At 70.7% G+C, this 15,752-nt stretch carries 16 protein-coding genes; 3 read left to right on the forward strand and 13 right to left on the reverse strand.

Annotation, left to right across the window (positions count from 1 at the left end; all coding sequences use genetic code 11):
* Nucleotides 1-42 precede the first annotated feature (42 nt).
* From ACWC1K_RS40670 to ACWC1K_RS40685, 4 genes are all read right to left on the reverse strand, one after another.
* Entirely contained in the window at nt 43-1,083 is a 1,041-nt protein-coding gene (locus ACWC1K_RS40670) for a PDR/VanB family oxidoreductase (protein ID WP_450838157.1), read from the reverse strand.
* Nucleotides 1,083-1,976, reverse strand: a complete 894-nt coding sequence (locus ACWC1K_RS40675; RefSeq protein ID WP_450838159.1) for a metal-dependent hydrolase — start codon at nt 1,974-1,976, stop codon at nt 1,083-1,085. The genes ACWC1K_RS40670 and ACWC1K_RS40675 overlap by 1 nt, the downstream gene beginning before the upstream one ends.
* Before the next feature lie 106 nt (nt 1,977-2,082).
* A complete protein-coding gene (locus ACWC1K_RS40680; protein WP_450838161.1) occupies nt 2,083-4,002 on the reverse strand; it encodes a hypothetical protein in 1,920 nt (639 codons plus the stop codon).
* 49 nt (nt 4,003-4,051) lie between these two features.
* Nucleotides 4,052-4,579, reverse strand: a complete 528-nt coding sequence (locus tag ACWC1K_RS40685) for a tetratricopeptide repeat protein (protein ID WP_450838162.1) — start codon at nt 4,577-4,579, stop codon at nt 4,052-4,054.
* 99 nt (nt 4,580-4,678) lie between these two features.
* Between ACWC1K_RS40685 and ACWC1K_RS40690 the strand changes: the two genes are divergently transcribed.
* On the forward strand, nt 4,679-5,095 hold the full coding sequence (locus ACWC1K_RS40690; protein ID WP_450838164.1) for a hypothetical protein: 417 nt from the start codon (nt 4,679-4,681) through the stop codon (nt 5,093-5,095).
* A gap of 65 nt (nt 5,096-5,160) precedes the next feature.
* Here the strand turns inward: ACWC1K_RS40690 and ACWC1K_RS40695 are convergent, their stop codons facing one another.
* The 7 genes from ACWC1K_RS40695 to ACWC1K_RS40725 all read right to left on the reverse strand — a co-directional run bounded on the left by ACWC1K_RS40695 (nt 5,161) and on the right by ACWC1K_RS40725 (nt 12,798).
* A complete protein-coding gene (locus ACWC1K_RS40695; RefSeq protein ID WP_450838165.1) occupies nt 5,161-6,699 on the reverse strand; it encodes a DUF1996 domain-containing protein in 1,539 nt (512 codons plus the stop codon).
* Nucleotides 6,700-6,888: 189 nt separating this feature from the next.
* On the reverse strand, nt 6,889-7,542 hold the full coding sequence (locus ACWC1K_RS40700) for a LuxR C-terminal-related transcriptional regulator (RefSeq protein WP_450838167.1): 654 nt from the start codon (nt 7,540-7,542) through the stop codon (nt 6,889-6,891).
* On the reverse strand, nt 7,527-8,792 hold the full coding sequence (locus ACWC1K_RS40705; RefSeq protein ID WP_450838169.1) for a sensor histidine kinase: 1,266 nt from the start codon (nt 8,790-8,792) through the stop codon (nt 7,527-7,529). Before ACWC1K_RS40705 ends, ACWC1K_RS40700 begins: the two co-directional genes overlap by 16 nt.
* A 175-nt stretch (nt 8,793-8,967) precedes the next feature.
* The gene (locus ACWC1K_RS40710; RefSeq protein ID WP_450838170.1) at nt 8,968-9,963 is read right to left on the reverse strand and encodes an SDR family oxidoreductase; all 996 of its coding nucleotides are present in this window, start codon (nt 9,961-9,963) and stop codon (nt 8,968-8,970) included.
* Between the two features lie 78 nt (nt 9,964-10,041).
* Nucleotides 10,042-10,614 (reverse strand): winged helix-turn-helix domain-containing protein, encoded by a 573-nt coding sequence (locus ACWC1K_RS40715; RefSeq protein WP_266954533.1) that lies wholly within the window; start codon nt 10,612-10,614, stop codon nt 10,042-10,044.
* 449 nt (nt 10,615-11,063) lie between these two features.
* Nucleotides 11,064-12,095 carry a glutamine synthetase gene (gene glnII, locus ACWC1K_RS40720; protein WP_450838172.1) on the reverse strand — a complete coding sequence of 344 codons (1,032 nt, stop codon included), beginning with the start codon at nt 12,093-12,095 and terminating at the stop codon, nt 11,064-11,066.
* A gap of 274 nt (nt 12,096-12,369) precedes the next feature.
* Nucleotides 12,370-12,798 (reverse strand): MarR family winged helix-turn-helix transcriptional regulator, encoded by a 429-nt coding sequence (locus ACWC1K_RS40725; protein ID WP_450838218.1) that lies wholly within the window; start codon nt 12,796-12,798, stop codon nt 12,370-12,372.
* 90 nt (nt 12,799-12,888) lie between these two features.
* Between ACWC1K_RS40725 and ACWC1K_RS40730 the strand changes: the two genes are divergently transcribed.
* Nucleotides 12,889-13,767 (forward strand): alpha/beta fold hydrolase, encoded by an 879-nt coding sequence (locus ACWC1K_RS40730; protein ID WP_450838174.1) that lies wholly within the window; start codon nt 12,889-12,891, stop codon nt 13,765-13,767.
* 3 nt (nt 13,768-13,770) lie between these two features.
* Here the strand turns inward: ACWC1K_RS40730 and ACWC1K_RS40735 are convergent, their stop codons facing one another.
* Nucleotides 13,771-14,481, reverse strand: coding sequence for a hypothetical protein (locus ACWC1K_RS40735; protein ID WP_450838175.1), 711 nt, complete (start codon nt 14,479-14,481; stop codon nt 13,771-13,773).
* A 150-nt stretch (nt 14,482-14,631) separates the two neighbouring features.
* Entirely contained in the window at nt 14,632-14,991 is a 360-nt protein-coding gene (locus ACWC1K_RS40740) for an arsenate reductase family protein (protein WP_450838176.1), read from the reverse strand.
* Between the two features lie 154 nt (nt 14,992-15,145).
* Here ACWC1K_RS40740 and ACWC1K_RS40745 point away from each other — a divergent pair, with 154 nt between their 5' ends.
* On the forward strand, nt 15,146-15,454 hold the full coding sequence (locus ACWC1K_RS40745) for a hypothetical protein (protein WP_099928355.1): 309 nt from the start codon (nt 15,146-15,148) through the stop codon (nt 15,452-15,454).
* The last annotated feature ends 298 nt before the right edge of the window (nt 15,455-15,752 follow it).

Raw genomic sequence — 15,752 nt, forward strand, 5'->3', positions numbered from 1 at the left:
GATCGGATCCGGCCCGGAACGGTCCGGTCCGGCCAGCGGCGTTCACATATCCAGCACGAGACGCTCACTTCGTGCCCGCGAAACGCAGATCAGCATCGAGTCCGCGCGCTGGGCGTCCGTCAGCAGTTCGTCCCGGTGCTCCACCTCGCCCTCCAGGACCCGCTGCTCGCAGGTGCCGCAGAAGCCCTGTTCACAGGAGTAGGCGGTGTTCGGCAGCTCGGCGCGTACGGCGGCGAGCACGGTCGAGTCGGCCGGCACGGTCAACGTCCGCCCGCTGCGCCGGAGTTCGACCTCGAAGGCGCCGTTGCCGCCGCCCGTCGTACGGGGTGTGAACCGCTCCAGGCGGACCTGCGGGAACCGCTCCTCCATCGCGGCGATGAGCCCCTCCGGGCCGCAGCAGTACACGGCGGCGTCCCCGGCCGCACCCGCCAACAGGCCGTCCAGATCGGGCAGTCCGTCCTCGTCCTCGGCGACGACGGTCACCCGGTCGCCGCCCAGCTTGTCGAGCTCCTCCAGGAACGGCATCGACGCCCGCGTCCGCCCGCCGTACACGAGCCGCCACCGCGCGTCTCGCCCGAGCGCCCGCAGCATCGGCAGGACGGGAGTGATCCCGATGCCGCCGACGACGAAGACGTACGAAGGGGCCTCGACGAGCGGGAAGCGGTTCCGCGGCCCGCGCACCTCCAGCTCCATCCCCTCCGTGACCTGCTGGTGCACCTCACGCGAGCCGCCTCGCCCGTCCTCGATCAGCCGGGTGGCGACGGTGTACGACGAGGTGTCCTCCGGGTCGCCGCACAGCGAGTACTGCCGCACAAGACCCGACGGCAGCACGAGGTCGAGATGCGCCCCGGGCTCCCAGCGCGGCAGGTCCCTTCCCTCCAGGCGCAGTTGTACGACGCCGTCGGCGACCGTCTCGCGCGAGGCGACCAGCAGCCTCAGCGCCCTGGACCGCGGCCGCCCGGAGGTCGGGTTCTCCAGGGCGGGCATCGGCCACAGCGGCGAGGCCTGGATGCGGCGCCGCATCGCCCGCCTGGCCAGCATCGCGGCACCCCCGACGAGCACGGCCGTGCGCAGCTTCGGCATCACAGGGCTCCCTTCTCCGCCGCGAGGGCCGCGACCGCCGCGGGGGAGGAGGCCAGATAGGCGAGGGCCTGCTCGGTGGAGCCCTCCTGGGAGGGGTGGTAGGCCCGGCTGAGATACCGCGGGATGGACCTGAGCATGTCGCCGGTCGCGGGCAGGGTGCCCCGTCTGCCGCGCACGTGGAACTCCTTGAAGCTCGCGTGGCCGTCGATCAGCGTCGGGTCGTTCTCCATGAAGAAGCGCGCCCCGCGCTGCCACAGGAAGACCAGTGCCGCGAACGCGGTGGCCCAGGTGCGCACGCGCCGCCGGTAGCCGCCGTCGACATGCAGGAACAGGTCGAAGGCGACGGACCGGTGCTCGACCTCCTCCGCGCCGTGCCAGCGCAGCAGGTCCAGCATGGTCGGGTCGGCGCCGAGCCGGTCCAGCTCCTCGGCGTTGAGGACCCAGTTGCCGAGGAACGCCGTGTAGTGCTCGATCGCCGCGATGATCGCGACCCGCTCCATCAGCCACCACTTGCGCGCCCTGCCCGGTGGCAGCGTCCGGTCGCCGAGCAGCTTCTCGAAGAACCAGTCGACCTGCGCGGTGTACGGCGTCGGATCGAGCCCGAGCTCCTTCAGATGCGGCAGGACCTCGTCGTGGGCCTGCGAGTGCATCGCCTCCTGCCCGATGAACCCGATGACGTCCGCGCGCAGCCGCTCGTCCCGGATGTAGGGCAGCACCTGCTTGTAGACGTGCACGAACCACCGCTCACCGGCGGGCAGCAGCAGATGCAGCACGTTGATGGTGTGCGTGGTGAACGGATCCCCGGGCACCCAGTGCAGCGGGGTCTCCTCCCACGAGAAGGACACCTTCCGCGCCCTGAGGGTGACTTGTTCCGAGGCCTGCTTGTTGGACATGGCGTCAATGTACTGACGGGTAAGTCCTAGTGGAACCCTCCGGCAGGGACTTGTTGACGCCAGTGTCAGCAAGGGTCGGAGGGCGGATCGGAGGGCAGAGAACTCGCTAGTGCAGTCCGCTGATCTGCCGGCCGTCCTCCAGAGTGCCCTCCAGCTCGGCCCGCGCCCCCTGCTCGGCCCGTACGGCCAGCAGGCCGCCCGGGCCAGAGGCGCGGACCCCTCCCGTCGTACGGATCGACGACGTCCCCTGGCTGCCGGCCGCGAGGAGGTACCAGTTCTTCGCCTCCGACTTCCACAGCACCCCGGCGAGCACATGCGGGTCCTTCGCCCCGCACGCCGGCACGTTCTCCGCCTTCGCGGCGACCGCCCCGTACGCCCCGCCCGGCGTGTGGAACTGCGCCAGTACGCGCGTCCCGCCGCCCCGCCAGGTGTCGGCCCGGGTGCACACCCAGTCCGCCACACCGCTCGCGTCGGGCAGCGGCTGCCGGCCGTACTCCCAGGCGTTGACCGTCCGCACGCCCGCCGAGCGCATCGAGGACAGCGAGCAGGCGTACGGCGCCCAGGTGTGCAGGGCCGGGGCGCCGGTGACCTCATGGGTGGCGCCGGGCCGCCCGGCGGTGAGATGGGCGGGGACGAGCTCGCCGAGATCGGTGCTCAGGCGGGTGCCGGTGGCGTCGGTGAGCTGGAGCACCTTCCACGACGTGCAGGTGCCGCTCGCGGCGGCGGAGCTGGCCAGCGGTGCCGTGACACCGCCGGTCAGGGCGAGGGGCGTCATGCCGCTGCCCGGCTTGAGCAGGTCCCGCTCGGCGGCCTGCTTCACCCAGGGGGCCGTCAGATAGCGGACATTGCCGTCCGCCCGGTCCAGGACCAGCGCGTTCGCCTCGGAGCGGTCGGCGCCGTCGACCCGTGCGAAGTCCAGGGCGGCGCCCTTCGTGCCGCTCTTCGGCTCGGCGTACCGGGCGATGCGCAGACCGTCGTAGAGCATCACCACCCGTGCGCTGTCGACGGTCCCCGCGTACAGGAGCTGGGGCGGGCCGGAGGGGCCGCCGGACGGGGTGCCGGGGGTCGCGGAGACCTGGACGCTCTCGCCGGGGCGGGCCCAGACGGCGAGGGCGCGGCGCAGCAGGGCCTTGTCGCCGGTGAGATCGCCGCGGGCCGGCCACACGGAGTAGTCGGTGCGCGCGGAGGTCGTCCAGGCGGTGGGGGAGACCCGAAGCAGCCTGGCGGGGTCCAGGGCGGCTTCGGCCGCCGGGTTCTGCGCGTACACCGGGGCCGCGGCCCCGTCGGGGGCCCAGCCGTCCCCGGGCAGACCGAGCAGGACCCCGCACACGGCGACGGCCGCCGCCGCGGCGAGCGCGGCCCTGGTGTGCTGTCTGCGGCGCATCAGATCGGTGGGCCGGGCGTGCAGTGAGCAGGGGTCGAACTCGGGGGAGTCGAGCAGCGCGTACTGCTCCGGGACCTCGGCGGCCTCCCGCAGCGCGTCCTTCGGGTCCTCGCAGCCGGCGGCGGTCAGCACCTCGGCCACGTCACCTTCGGGGAGGTTCTCCAGGCCGCGCAGGACGTAGGCGGCGCGGGCGGGCCCGGACAGGGCGGACAGCCGCTGGTCCAGGGCGAGTTCGTCGGCACCGCCCGAGCGCGGGAAGAGACGCAGGCCCCACACCTGGGGGAGCAGCGGCGGCAGCTGGGAGCGCTTGGGCAGCGCCGTGCGCTTCAGCGGCAGGCCCGCCTCCAGTGCCGTGCGCAGCACCTGGAGTCGGACGAAGGCGTACCCGGGATCCCCGTTGCGCCCGGTCGAGCGGGCCGGGATCGCGGGTGCCTGCGCCCGGCCCCGGGGCAGGGCGCGCTGGGTGAGGGCGTGTGCGGTCACCACGCGCCGGTTGCGGCCGAGGCTGGGCGGCAGCACCAGATAGGCGAGCCGGACCAGCCTCGGGTAGTGCTCGACGAGCGCGGCCTCGGCCTGTTCGACGTCGACGGCCAGGTCGGAAGGGGACGGTGCGGGGCGCGGGGCGACATCCTGTGACTGCACGTTCAGCAAAACGAGCGAATCGTGGGATAGTCACCGCCGCCCGGGTGACTCAGTCCTCGGGCTCGACGAGCGCCCGCGCGTAGTTCGCCATCGACCGCTGGTAGCGGGGGAGATGGGGCGCCAGGGCGCCCAGCACCAGGGAGAGTCCCTCGCGGTCCCGGTCGAGACTGGACAGGCACAGCGCCAGACACGCCCGTACCGCGTCGTCCAACTCGTCGGAGGGTGCGTCCAGTTCGGGTGTCAGCAGCTTGACGCCCTCCTCGGGCTGCCCGGTGTTCCTGAGCGAACTGGACAACTGGATCTTGGCTCTGCGGCCCTTGTACGGGCTGACCTCGCTCAACCCGCGCGCCAGCGCCTCCCGGTACAGCGGTACGGCCTTGTCCGAGTGCCCGGTGGAGTCCCAGGCACAGGCCTGCTCGAAGAGGCCGAGCGGGCTGCCGCCCGGTACTTCGGCGGCGAGGGCGTCGATGACGGCCCGGAAGTCGGACGCCCGCTCCTCCGGATAGTCGTCGAAGGTGGCCCAGGCGGCGGTCACGCGATCTTCCCAGTCTTGGTTCACCGGAACACCTTCGCACACGCGTGCACGGCGGACAGCCGTACTTTTGAGCGCACCGGCGTTCACAGCCGTATCGAAGGGGACGGGCCCAAGGGCCAGCAGAGCAATCCGGAGGAACAGATGAGGTTGACCCGACCGATGCTCGCCGTGGCCTCAGCCGCGGCCGTCCTGGCGCTGGCGGGCTGTGGAACCGGAAACAGTGACGCGGCCGCCAAGGTGCCGACCGCGGCCACCGGCAGTCTGGAGAGCCTGGCCGCCAAGGTGAAGTGCAAGCCGGACATGCAGATCGACTCCGACGAGGTCCGCCAGGCCATCTGCAAGACCTCCGACGGCAAGTACGTCTTCGCCACCTTCGCCACCGACCGCGGCCAGCGCGAGTGGATCAACGACGCGAAGGACTACGGCGGTTTCTACCTCGTCGGCCGCAAGTGGGTCGCCGTCGGCGAGGACAAGGTGGTCAAGGCGCTGCGGCACACGCTCGGCGGCGAAGAGGAGATCGGCACCAACCACAGCGCGCACACCGGCCACCACGGCTGAGCTTCGCGGGACATACGAAAAGCGGGCGGTGGGAGATTCCCACCGCCCGCTTTCCTAGGGCCTCGTCACTGGCAACGCTGCCCGCTGTTGATGCAGTTGGCGATCTTGTTCGCCAGGTTGTTCTTGAAGACCGCGATGAAGTCGTCGTGGTCCGTGGCCGCCTTGTGCAGCTGCTCGGGGAAGCCGTCCACCGCGTAGGCGTTCTTCACCTGGCCGTTCTGCAGGACCGGCGGGTTGATCTTGTACACCAGACGCATCGTCAGCTGCGGGATCGCCTTGAAGCCGTTCTGGCAGTTGCCGTTGGCGTCGGCGAAGGCGACGTGCGTGCGGTGGTTGGCGCTGTCGATGTTCTTGCCGTCCCAGCAGGACTGGAAGGCGAAGGTGCGCACCACGTTGCTGCCCTGCGGGCAGATCGGGTACTGCGTCGTCAGCTGGACCTTGTTCTCGAAGCCGGTGCAGCTCCAGTGCGCGTTGGCGTTCGCCAGACCGTTGGTCGTGGTCTTGGCGTCACCGGTGATGATGCGCAGGAACTGGGGCATCGCCGTGACCTTGCTGGTCGGGCTGCCGACGTACTTGATCTGCGCCTGGACCGGCGTCAGGATCTTGCCGACGTTGCCCTCCTTGCCGCCGCCGTCCTTGTTCTGGTCGAAGTCCTGCGAGCCGTCCTGGATGCGGACCACCGGCCAGTAGTAGGCCGACAGGTCGCTCTGGTTCTGGCAGCTGGTCTGGTCCGCGATCAGCGTGTTGTTGTTCGCGAACGCGTCGACCTTCTGGTTGCCGACGTAGTCGTGCAGGTGGTGCGCGCCGTTGGTCACGCCGGGAGCCACGATCACGTTGTCCGTGTTGTGGTTCTTGTTGGCGTTCACACCGCACTTGGTGATGAAGACGCCCTTCGAGGCGTTGCCGTTGGCCTGCGGCTTCCTGGCGACGTTCGGCTGGACCTTGGTGATGTCCACGAAGTCGGCCGCGACCGGGCCGTTGCCGGCCTGACCGCCGATGTTCTGAGCGGCCCCGGCCTGCCCGTTGCCCTGCTGCTGGCCGCCGTTCTGCTGCTGGCCGCCATTTTGCTGCTGGCCACCGTTCTGCTGCTGCTGGCCGCCGTTCTGCTGGCCACCGGCGGTGGTCTGGTTGGCGGTCTGCGTCGTGCAGGCGGCGAGCGCCTGCAGCCCGGCCGCGTCGACCTGGCCGCCCACCCGCTGGATGTCGATGCGGATGCGGTTGAGCGTCGCGGCGCGCTTCTCCTTGAGCGGGCCGACGATCGCGTTCTGCACGAAGTTCGCGTCGCCCGCCTGCGCCTGCCGGGTGGAGGCGAGCCGGGCGTAGGCCTCGGTGATCTGCTTGTCGAGGTTCGCCAGCTCCGTGGCCACGCCCTGCTGGGCCTGGGCCGGAATGTTCGTCAGCTTCTGCTGGACGTCGGGGCAGGCGATCGTGGCGACCTGACCGGCGGCGGCCTTGGTCTGGTTCTGCCCGGAGTTGTTCGACTCGTGCGCCGAGGCGTAGAAGTTCGCCCAGATCAGCCCGCCCCCACCGAGCGCTAGGGCCGCCGATGCGGCTATGGCCTTGGTGGCCAGCGGCGTACGGCGTTTGCGTGTGTTGCGTCCCATGGAACTCCTCTGACTTCCTTGCGGGCTTGGCGGGGCATCGAGGCGCCCGACAGGAGTGAAGCGGCGCCCTCACATACGGGCGTGGTCCCAGGGGTGTTCAGCAGCCTCACAAACAAATCAGAGGTTTACCGGGCCTTTGCGACCCAACCGCCGCCTGAGCAGCGGAAGTTACGGAAAATCAGCAACCGCTTACTGGTCCCGGTCCAGATAGGCGAGAACCGCGAGGACGCGACGGTTGTCGTCGTCCGAGACCTCCAGGTCCAGTTTGGTGAAGATGTTGGAGGTGTGCTTGGCAATGGCCCGTTCTGTGACCACCAGCTGCCCGGCGATCGCCGCGTTGGAGCGGCCCTGCGCCATCAGCTCCAGCACCTCCCGCTCCCGGGGCGTCAGCCGCCCGAGCGGCCGGTCGTCGGCGGCCCGCCGCGAGAGCAGCTGCTGGATCACCTGCGGGTCCATGGCCGTACCGCCGGCCGCGACCCGCCGTACGGCGTCCACGAACTGCTCCGCGTCGAACACCCGGTCCTTCAGCAGGTATCCGACGCCGCCGCTGCCGTCGGCGAGCAGCTCGCGCGCGTACAGCTGCTCCACGTGCTGCGAGAGCACCAGCACCGGAAGCCCGGGTCTGTCCCGTCGGGCCCGCAGCGCGCACTGCAGCCCCTCGTCGGTGTGCGTGGGTGGCAGGCGTACGTCGACCACGGCGACGTCCGGCTCCAGCTCGGCCAGCGCCCGGGCGAGCTCGGGGCCGGACTCGACGGCCGCGGCGATCTCGAAGTCGTAGGCCTCCAGCAGACGTACCAGACCGTCGCGCAGGAGGAAGAGGTCTTCGGCTAGGACAACGCGCAAGGGATCTCCATGGTGACCATGGTGGGACCGCCCGCGGGAGAGCTGACGGCCAGGACGCCGTCGAATGTACCCAGGCGCCGCTCGACCCCGGCCAGGCCCGAACCGGCCCCGATCACCGCGCCGCCCTTGCCGTTGTCGGTGACGCTGATCCGCAGCCTGTCCTCGCCGTGATGCAGGTCGATCCAGATGCGGTCCGCGCCGGAGTGCTTGACCGCGTTGGTGAGCACCTCGCTGACCGCGAAGTACGCGGCCGACTCGACCGGCGCGTCCGCGCGCCCGTCCAGCTCGACGTTCACCTCGGTGGGCAGCGGCAGCCGCAGCGCCAACGCCCTGACGGCGTCACCGAGTCCGCGTTCCGCCAGCACCGGCGGGTGGATGCCGCGCACCAGGTCGCGCAGTTCGGCGAGCGCGTCCACGGAGGACTGCCGGGCCTGGGCGAGGAGCTGCCTGGCCTTCGCCGGGTCCTTGTCGAGGAGCATCTCGATGGTGCCGAGATCCATGCCCATGGCCACCAGCCGCGCCTGCGCCCCGTCGTGCAGGTCCCGCTCGATACGGCGCAGTTCGGCGGCGGAGGTGTCGACCGCGTCCTTCCGGGTCTCGGTCAGCACCTGTACCCGCTCGGCCAGTTCGGCCTGACTCGCGCCGAGCACGGACCGGGTGAGCCGGAAGTGGGCGGTCAGCAGGGAGGGGGCGTAGCGGTAGGCGAGGGGGAGGAGCACGAGGGCCAGGGCGCCGGCGCCGAACGCGGATGCCTGGTCGGTGACGTGCACGAAGCCGTACCAGTAGCCGCCGGCCTCGGAGAGCGGCCGCCACAGGCCGGCCGCCACCGCGAGACCCTCCAGCGGGTAGAAGACGAGCAGCGCAGGCAGCAGAGCGGTGACGAACCCCGCCGTCATGTCCACCTGCAGCCAGCGCACGTCCCGCCAGACAGCCGGGTCGCGCAGCATGGCGTATGTGCGCGCCCAGGGGTTGGCCCGCTCGGGGACCGGCCGGTACGCCGACGGTATCCGCACCCCGCACCACTGGGCCGCGAGCTCCCGCCGCTTGTCCGCGAGGGTCCGTACGGCGTTGAGGACCGGCGGGGTGGTGACGACACCGACGCCGATCGGTATGAGCGCGACGGAGACGAGCGTCAGGACGAACAACAGCACCGACAAGGGCAGCACGGCCACGGCCAGTGCGAGTCCCCGTACGGCAGCCAGTAGTACCTCTCGGGCCCGCGCCCGGGCACGGTGCGTGTCGGTGTTCATGGCAGAAGTCTGGCCGAGCGGGGACGGGGGGTCACGGGGCCGGGCCCCCCGGGTGGGGGGTGGTGCCAGGTACACCCCCGGGACGGCAACTTCCCTGTTTTCAGGGGCGCGGGGCTGAGTCGATGTGCGGCTCCGCCGCGTGGGCGCGACAAGCCCCCACCGGCCCGCAGGCGTCTCACTGCCTCCCCAACACCTTCGCCTCCAACTCCGGATCAAGCCCCACCGGCGGCCGCCCCGGCCGTACGGGCGCGGTGCCGCCGATTTCCTGGAGCCAGCGCCAGGTATCGGCGACGGTCTCCTCGACGGGGCGGCAGACCAGCCCCGTCGCGAGCGCACGGGAGACGTCCATGCTGTGCATGGAGTCGTGCATGTCGGTGTGCGGCGGCACCCACACCGGCAGCTGAGTCCACGGCGCGATACCCGCATCGAGGATCACCTCGGGGTCGGTCCACCGCAGCTGTGCGCCCGAGCCGGTGACGGCGACGCACGCGTCCAGCAGGCTGCCCATGGTGGCATGCCCCTGCTCGCTGACCATGTTGTACGGCCCGCTCAACTCCCGCTCGACCGAGCCGAGGATCCACTCCGCCATGTCCCGCACGTCGACGTACTGGAGCGGCAGTTCCCGCGGCCCCGGGGCGAGGACCGGCCCGCCCCGTGCGATCCGCCCCAACCACCACGGCAGCCGGCCTATGTTCTCGTACGGGCCGAGGATCAACCCGGCCCGTACGAGCACGGAGCGCTCCGCGCCGAACGCCTCGACGACGGCGATCTCCGCACCCCGCTTGTCCCGTGCGTAGTCCGTCTGATCCGCGTCGGGCTCGGCCCCCTCGACCAGCGGGACACTCTCGTCGTGCCCGGCCGGCGCGGGCCATGCGTACACCGAGCAGGTGGACACATACACATACCGCCCGACGCGACCCCGCAGCAGCCGCGCAGCGCTGTGTACCGCCCGGGGCGCCGCCGACCAGGTGTCGACGACGGCGTCCCACTCGCCCTCCGCGAGGGCGGCCGGCCCGTCGGGCTTGGTGCGGTCGCCTTGCAGCGCCCGCACCCCGGAGGGAAGTTCGTGCCGCCCCCGGTTGAAGACGGTCACCTCCCAGCCGCGCCCCAGGGCCGCCTCCACGACGGCCCGTCCCGCGAACTCCGTACCACCCAGCACCAGAAGTCTCATACAGGTGAGCCTGCCCGGTCGGCCCGCGGGACGGAACGGCAATCTGCCGTCAGCAGAGGAGAAACGGTCGCCGGCCGGTCAACGGCCGGTCGGCGGCGTGTACTTGTAACCGACCCGCCGCACGGTCTGGATCGTCCCGCGGTGCTCGGCGCCCAGCTTGCGGCGCAGACGGGCGATGTGGACGTCGACGGTGCGGCCGTCGCCCACATGGCCGTACCCCCAGACCGTGGTGACCAGCTGGTCGCGGGTGTGCACCCGGTGCGGATGCGCGACGAGATGCGCGAGCAGCTCGAACTCCAGGTAGGTGAGGTCGAGTTCGCGCCCGTCCACCTCGGCGGTGCGCTGTACAGAGTCGATCCGCACGAGCGGGTTGCCGCTGCCCCGCTCCTCACCGGTGGGGTCGGGCACCGCCACCGGAAGGAACGGCGGCTGCTGGTCGGCCGGGACGAGCACCAGGTAGCCGATCATCGGCGGCTGCCCCGGCAGGGTGGGCAGGGTGTGCTGCGGAGCGGGCAGCCAGGTGGCGCCCGGCGGCAGGAAGTCCGTCACATCCACGACCTCGTCCCGGTCGACGGCCCGCAGCCGGTGCCGGGCGCCGTTCTGGGCGGGGGAGGTGAGGGTGGCGGTGGAGAGAGAACGAGTGGTCGCCATGAGAGGTCAGCTCTTTCGCGCGAGGAGTCCGTCTGGAGGACGGCGGCCGCGATTCGTGGTCGGGCTCGCCGGGACGTACGTCGTGTCGCGCTGGCCGAAGGCCGGGGTGTACGGCTTTAGAGGGCCTGCGCGTTCATCGCGCGGCAACACACCCGGTCGAAGTCGTGGTGCTGACGGGAAGGCCAGAACGGCTCGAGGTCATGGCGACCCGTCGCGGTGTGGTTCTGGAAGCTGGCCATGACGACATTGAAGCAGACCCCGCCCTCCACGAGGAGCCTCCTCTCACAGCTTGGACACTTCCTTGCCATGAAATTGGCATCGAGTGCAACGCCCTGAGGGCACACCCGCCGATACAGGGAAGGGGCGCCCACCGCGAACGGTGGACGCCCCGATACAGGGAAGGGGCGCCCACCGCGAACGGTGGACGCCCCTTTCCGGGAAACCGGGGATCAGACCTGGCCGGCCTTCTCCAGCGCGGAGCAGCAGGTGTCGACGAGCAGGCGCGTCACGACGTACGGGTCGACGTTGGCGTTGGGACGGCGGTCCTCGATGTAGCCCTTGCCGTCCTTCTCGACCTGCCACGGGATACGGACCGAGGCGCCGCGGTTGGAGACGCCGTAGGAGTACTCGTTCCACGGGGCGGTCTCGTGCAGACCGGTGAGGCGGTCGTCGATGCCGGCGCCGTAGTTCTTGACGTGGTCGAGGGGCTTGGAGCCCTCGCCCAGCGACTCGGCGGCGGTGATGATCGCGTCGTAGCTCTCGCGCATCGCCTTGGTGGAGAAGTTGGTGTGCGCGCCGGCGCCGTTCCAGTCGCCCTTCACCGGCTTCGGGTCCAGCGTCGCGGCGACGCCGAAGTCCTCGGCGGTGCGGTAGAGCAGCCAGCGGGCCACCCACAGGTGGTCGGAGACCTCCAGCGGGGAGACCGGGCCGACCTGGAACTCCCACTGGCCGGGCATGACCTCGGCGTTGATGCCGGAGATGGCGAGGCCGGCCGCGAGGCAGTTCTCCAGGTGGGCCTCGACGATGTCACGGCCGAAGATCTCGTCGGCGCCGACACCGCAGTAGTAGCCGCCCTGCGGGGCCGGGAAGCCGCCCTTGGGGAAGCCCAGCGGGTAGCCGTCCTGGAAGAAGGTGTACTCCTGCTCGATGCCGAAGATCGGCTCCTGCGCGGCGAACTTCTCGGCGACCTCGCTCAGCGCGGCACGGGTGTTGGACTCGTGCGGCGTGAAGTCGATGTTGAGGACCTCGCACAGGACGAGGACGTCGTCGCCGCCGCGGATCGGGTCCGGGCAGGTGAAGACCGGCTTGAGGACACGGTCCGAGGAGTGGCCCTCGGCCTGGTTCGTGGAGGACCCGTCGAAACCCCAGATCGGCAGCGCGTCCAGACCGGCGGGCTCGCCCGCCATGATCTTCGTCTTGGAACGGAGCTTGGCGGTCGGCTGGGTGCCGTCGATCCAGATGTACTCAGCCTTGAAGGTCACGGGCCACTTCCTTCGGGGATGTGTCTACGCACTTGCGGGTGCTGCGGCGCTGCGGCACTGAGGCGCCGCGGTGGATGCCCGCGAGCCTGTCAACAGGCGATTTCCCGACCATTGCTCGAGTGTGAACCCCGTGTTACCTGGCGGTGGTGTGGCGCGATTCACGGTGTGAGGGCCGGTGGGGCGCAGCGAGTCGACAGGTCGACGCGGTCGGCGGGCGCGGCCGGCCTGTCGTACGGCGGCTCGTATGCGATGGGGTTGCGCGGGGGCCGGAGGGTCAGCCATGCGCCGCGGCCGCGTCCCGCACTCCCGCCAGGAACCCCTTGACCGCGGCCAGCTCCCGCTCGTCGTACCCCCGCAGCAGCTCCACCGTCCGCTCGATCAGCGGCCCGAAGGACGACCACCCGAGCTCCACCGCCCGCTCGGTCACCTCGATCACCACCTTGCGCCGGTCCCGCGGGTCACGGAGTCGCCGCACATGTCCGGCCCGCTCCAGCCGGTCGACCAGCGCGGTGGTCCCCGCCGAGTTCAGCCCGAGCGCGGTGCCGAGCCGCCCCGCCGTCATCTCCTCACCCGCTCGGGAGGCGTCCATGAGGGCGATCAGGGCGCGTACGTCCGTGGGGTGCATGCCGTTGCGGGACGCGAACCGGGCGCTGTGCAGGGCCAGTTCGACGGTCGCGGCACGCAGCAGGTGGACGACCTCCATCCCGGGACCCTCGGGGTTCGGCACGGGCTGCCTCCGACTATTATCTCGTTCGTCGAGTATCTCGCTCAACGAGATAATAAGGGGGTTCCGGTGTCTGCTCGCAGCGCCTACGACATGGACGGCTTCCTCGCCGCCTACGACAAGGTCATGGCCAAGTGGCCGGCCGAGCGCGAGGCGGTGACCGTCCCCACGCCCTTCGGGACGACCTACGTCAACATGTGCGGCCCTCTCCACGCGCCCCCGGTCGTCCTGCTCCCCGGCGGCGGGGGAGCCACCTCCGCAAGCTGGTACGCCCAGGCGGCCGATCTGGCCCGTACCCACCGCGTGTTCGCCGTCGACCTCCCCGGCTGCGCGGGCCGCGGTACCGAGGCCGGCGACCGTCACCCCCGTACGGTCGCCGACCTGGTGGCCTGGCTGGACGCGGTCCTGGACGACCTCGGCCTGGAGCAGACGGACCTGGGCGGGCACTCGTACGGCGGCTGGATCGCCCTGCACCACGCGCTGCACGCACGCGCACGCATACGCCGCCTCTTCCTCCTGGACCCCACCCAGTGCTTCGCCGGATACCGGCTCGCGTATCTCCTGCACGCCCTGCCGCTGGTGCTGCGTCCCTCACCCGGACGGGCCCGTGCCTTGCTGGAATGGGAGACCGGGGGAGGGACCGGAGAAGTGCCCCTCGACCCCGACTGGCTCCGCCTCCAGGAGGCGGCCGCCGGCTTCCCCTCCGTCTCGAAGCCGGTGACCGGTCCGCGCCCGGCGCCGGACGCGCTGCGCGGGCTGGACATGCCGGTCCTGCTGCTCCTGGCCGGGAACAGCAGGACCTGTGACACGTACAAGGTGGCGGCGAAGGCGGATGCACTGCTGCCGCGCGCGGACGTGGACGTGGTCCCCACCGTGTCCCATCACGCGCTGCCGCAGTCCGCACCCGCCGAACTCGGCCGCCGCCTCACGGAGTTCCTGAGTTCTTGAGCCTCACCCCACCTTCTCGATCAGTGCGTGGCGGATCAGGAACTTGCCGGGCTCCCGGACCTGTTCGAAGGCCGCGTTGTTGAGCAGGGCACAACTGCCGGAGACGGACGTGACCTTCACCGTCGTGGACTTGTTGTTGTCCAGGTTGGTGACCTTCAGCGTCGTCCCCGCCGGGAACTGGTTGCTGGAGGCGGCAGGTGCGCCGCCCTCGCCGGAGAGGGTGACGGTGGAGCCGTTGCACACCTGCTGACCCGAGGCGGCAGCGCCGCCACCCGCGTTCCCGTTCGCGTTTCCCGCGGGAGCCGAGGCCGCCTGCGAGGGCTGTGCGGACTGCTGCGCACCCCCGGCCTGCTGTCCGGCGTTCTGCGCCGGCTGCGTCGCCTGGGAGCCCTGAGCCGACTCCCCAACGGTGCAACCGGACGCCTTCTGCTGGACCTTGATCTGGGCGATGACCGCCTCGCGGTTGGCGATCCGGGCCGCTGACTGGGCGTCGGGGTTGGCCTTCTGCCCGTCGATGAACTTCTGGTTGTTGCCGAGCGCGGTGGCGAGCCCCTGGCAGACGTTCGAGTCCGCTGCCGACAGGGTCTTGGCCTGGGGGCTCTGTGCGGCGTTCGAGGTGCTCGCCATGACGAAGGCACCGCCTCCCGCCACCGCCGCCGCGCTCACCAGCAGCGCGATCTTCTTCTTCGTACCGAGACTTCTCCTACGCGACATGCGCGCCTCCTGCGAGGTAGGGGAGCGTACGCCGCTATGTACGAGATACCGAACGAAGTTACTCAGTGGTTACAGGAGTCACTGAAGTAACGTACGTCACAGGGAAGATGAAGCCGGCTCACAGGGCCCGCTCCGCCCCCGCTGTCGGCCCTATCGGGCCAGGGCGTCCCGTACGGCCTCCTCGGTGCGGCCGACCACCGCGGTGCCGTCGTCGGCGGTGATGATCGGGCGCTGGATCAGCTTGGGGTGCTCGGCGAGCGCCTTGATCCACCGTGCGCGCGAGGAGTCGTCCCGCGGCCACTCCTTCAGTCCGAGCTCCTTGGCCTCGGCCTCCTGGGTGCGGGTGATGTCCCAGGGTTCGAGACCGAGACGGTCGAGTACGTCCCTGATCTCGTCCTCGCTCGGTACGTCCTCCAGGTAGCGGCGGACGGTGTAGTCGGCGCCCTCGGCGTCGAGCAGGCCGATGGCGCTGCGGCACTTGGAACATGCCGGGTTGATCCAGATCTCCATGGGGTCAAAGGTACCCCTGAGGTCCTCTCAAAGTGCCTGTGGCCAGGGCCTTTTGTCAGTGCCGGGCGGTACACTAGAAGAAGTGTTCGAGGGTGCTGGGGGGTGCCGAAACCCCCGTTCATTCCCGCACCCTCACCGCGACAGGAGGATGCCTGTGCCCGCTGCCGCACTGAAGCCGAAGCCGACCCAGTCCACCGCCAAGCACCCCGTCCTGCTCGACCTGCCCTACGCCCCCGTGGAGAAGCGCCCGCTGCCGCCGGGCCGTCCGCGTGAGTGGTACGTCACGCACAACCGCCGCCTCAAGGCGATGCGGCTCGCCATCGCCCTGCTCGACAGGGGGGTGTACGTGCCGAACCAGGCCCGCAACGAGACGATCCGGAGCACGGCCGAACTGATCGGCGTGCACCCGCCGTCGGACACGACGTGCCACATGGTGCGGGCGCTGATGCGGTATTCGCGGTGACCGTGGTGCCGGGTGCCCCGTGCTTGCGGGGCACCCGGCACGTGCGTTGCCGTCTGCCGGGGGCTGCCGCCCCCAGACCCCCGCTTCGGCCCTGAAGGGGCCTCGTCCTCAAACGCCGGACGGGCTGGATTGCTGACGATGGCGGTCCTTCGTCCTCAAACGCTGGACGGGCTGACTTGCTGGCCGGCGGCGAGGACGCGCTGCCCCAGTGGGTGGGTGGGGGATTGGGATGGCGGTGCCTCGTTCTCAGACGCCGGACGGGCTGACTTGCTGGCCGGCGGACGAGAGCGCGCTGCCC

The sequence above is a fragment of the Streptomyces sp. NPDC001492 genome, from assembly GCF_053597275.1.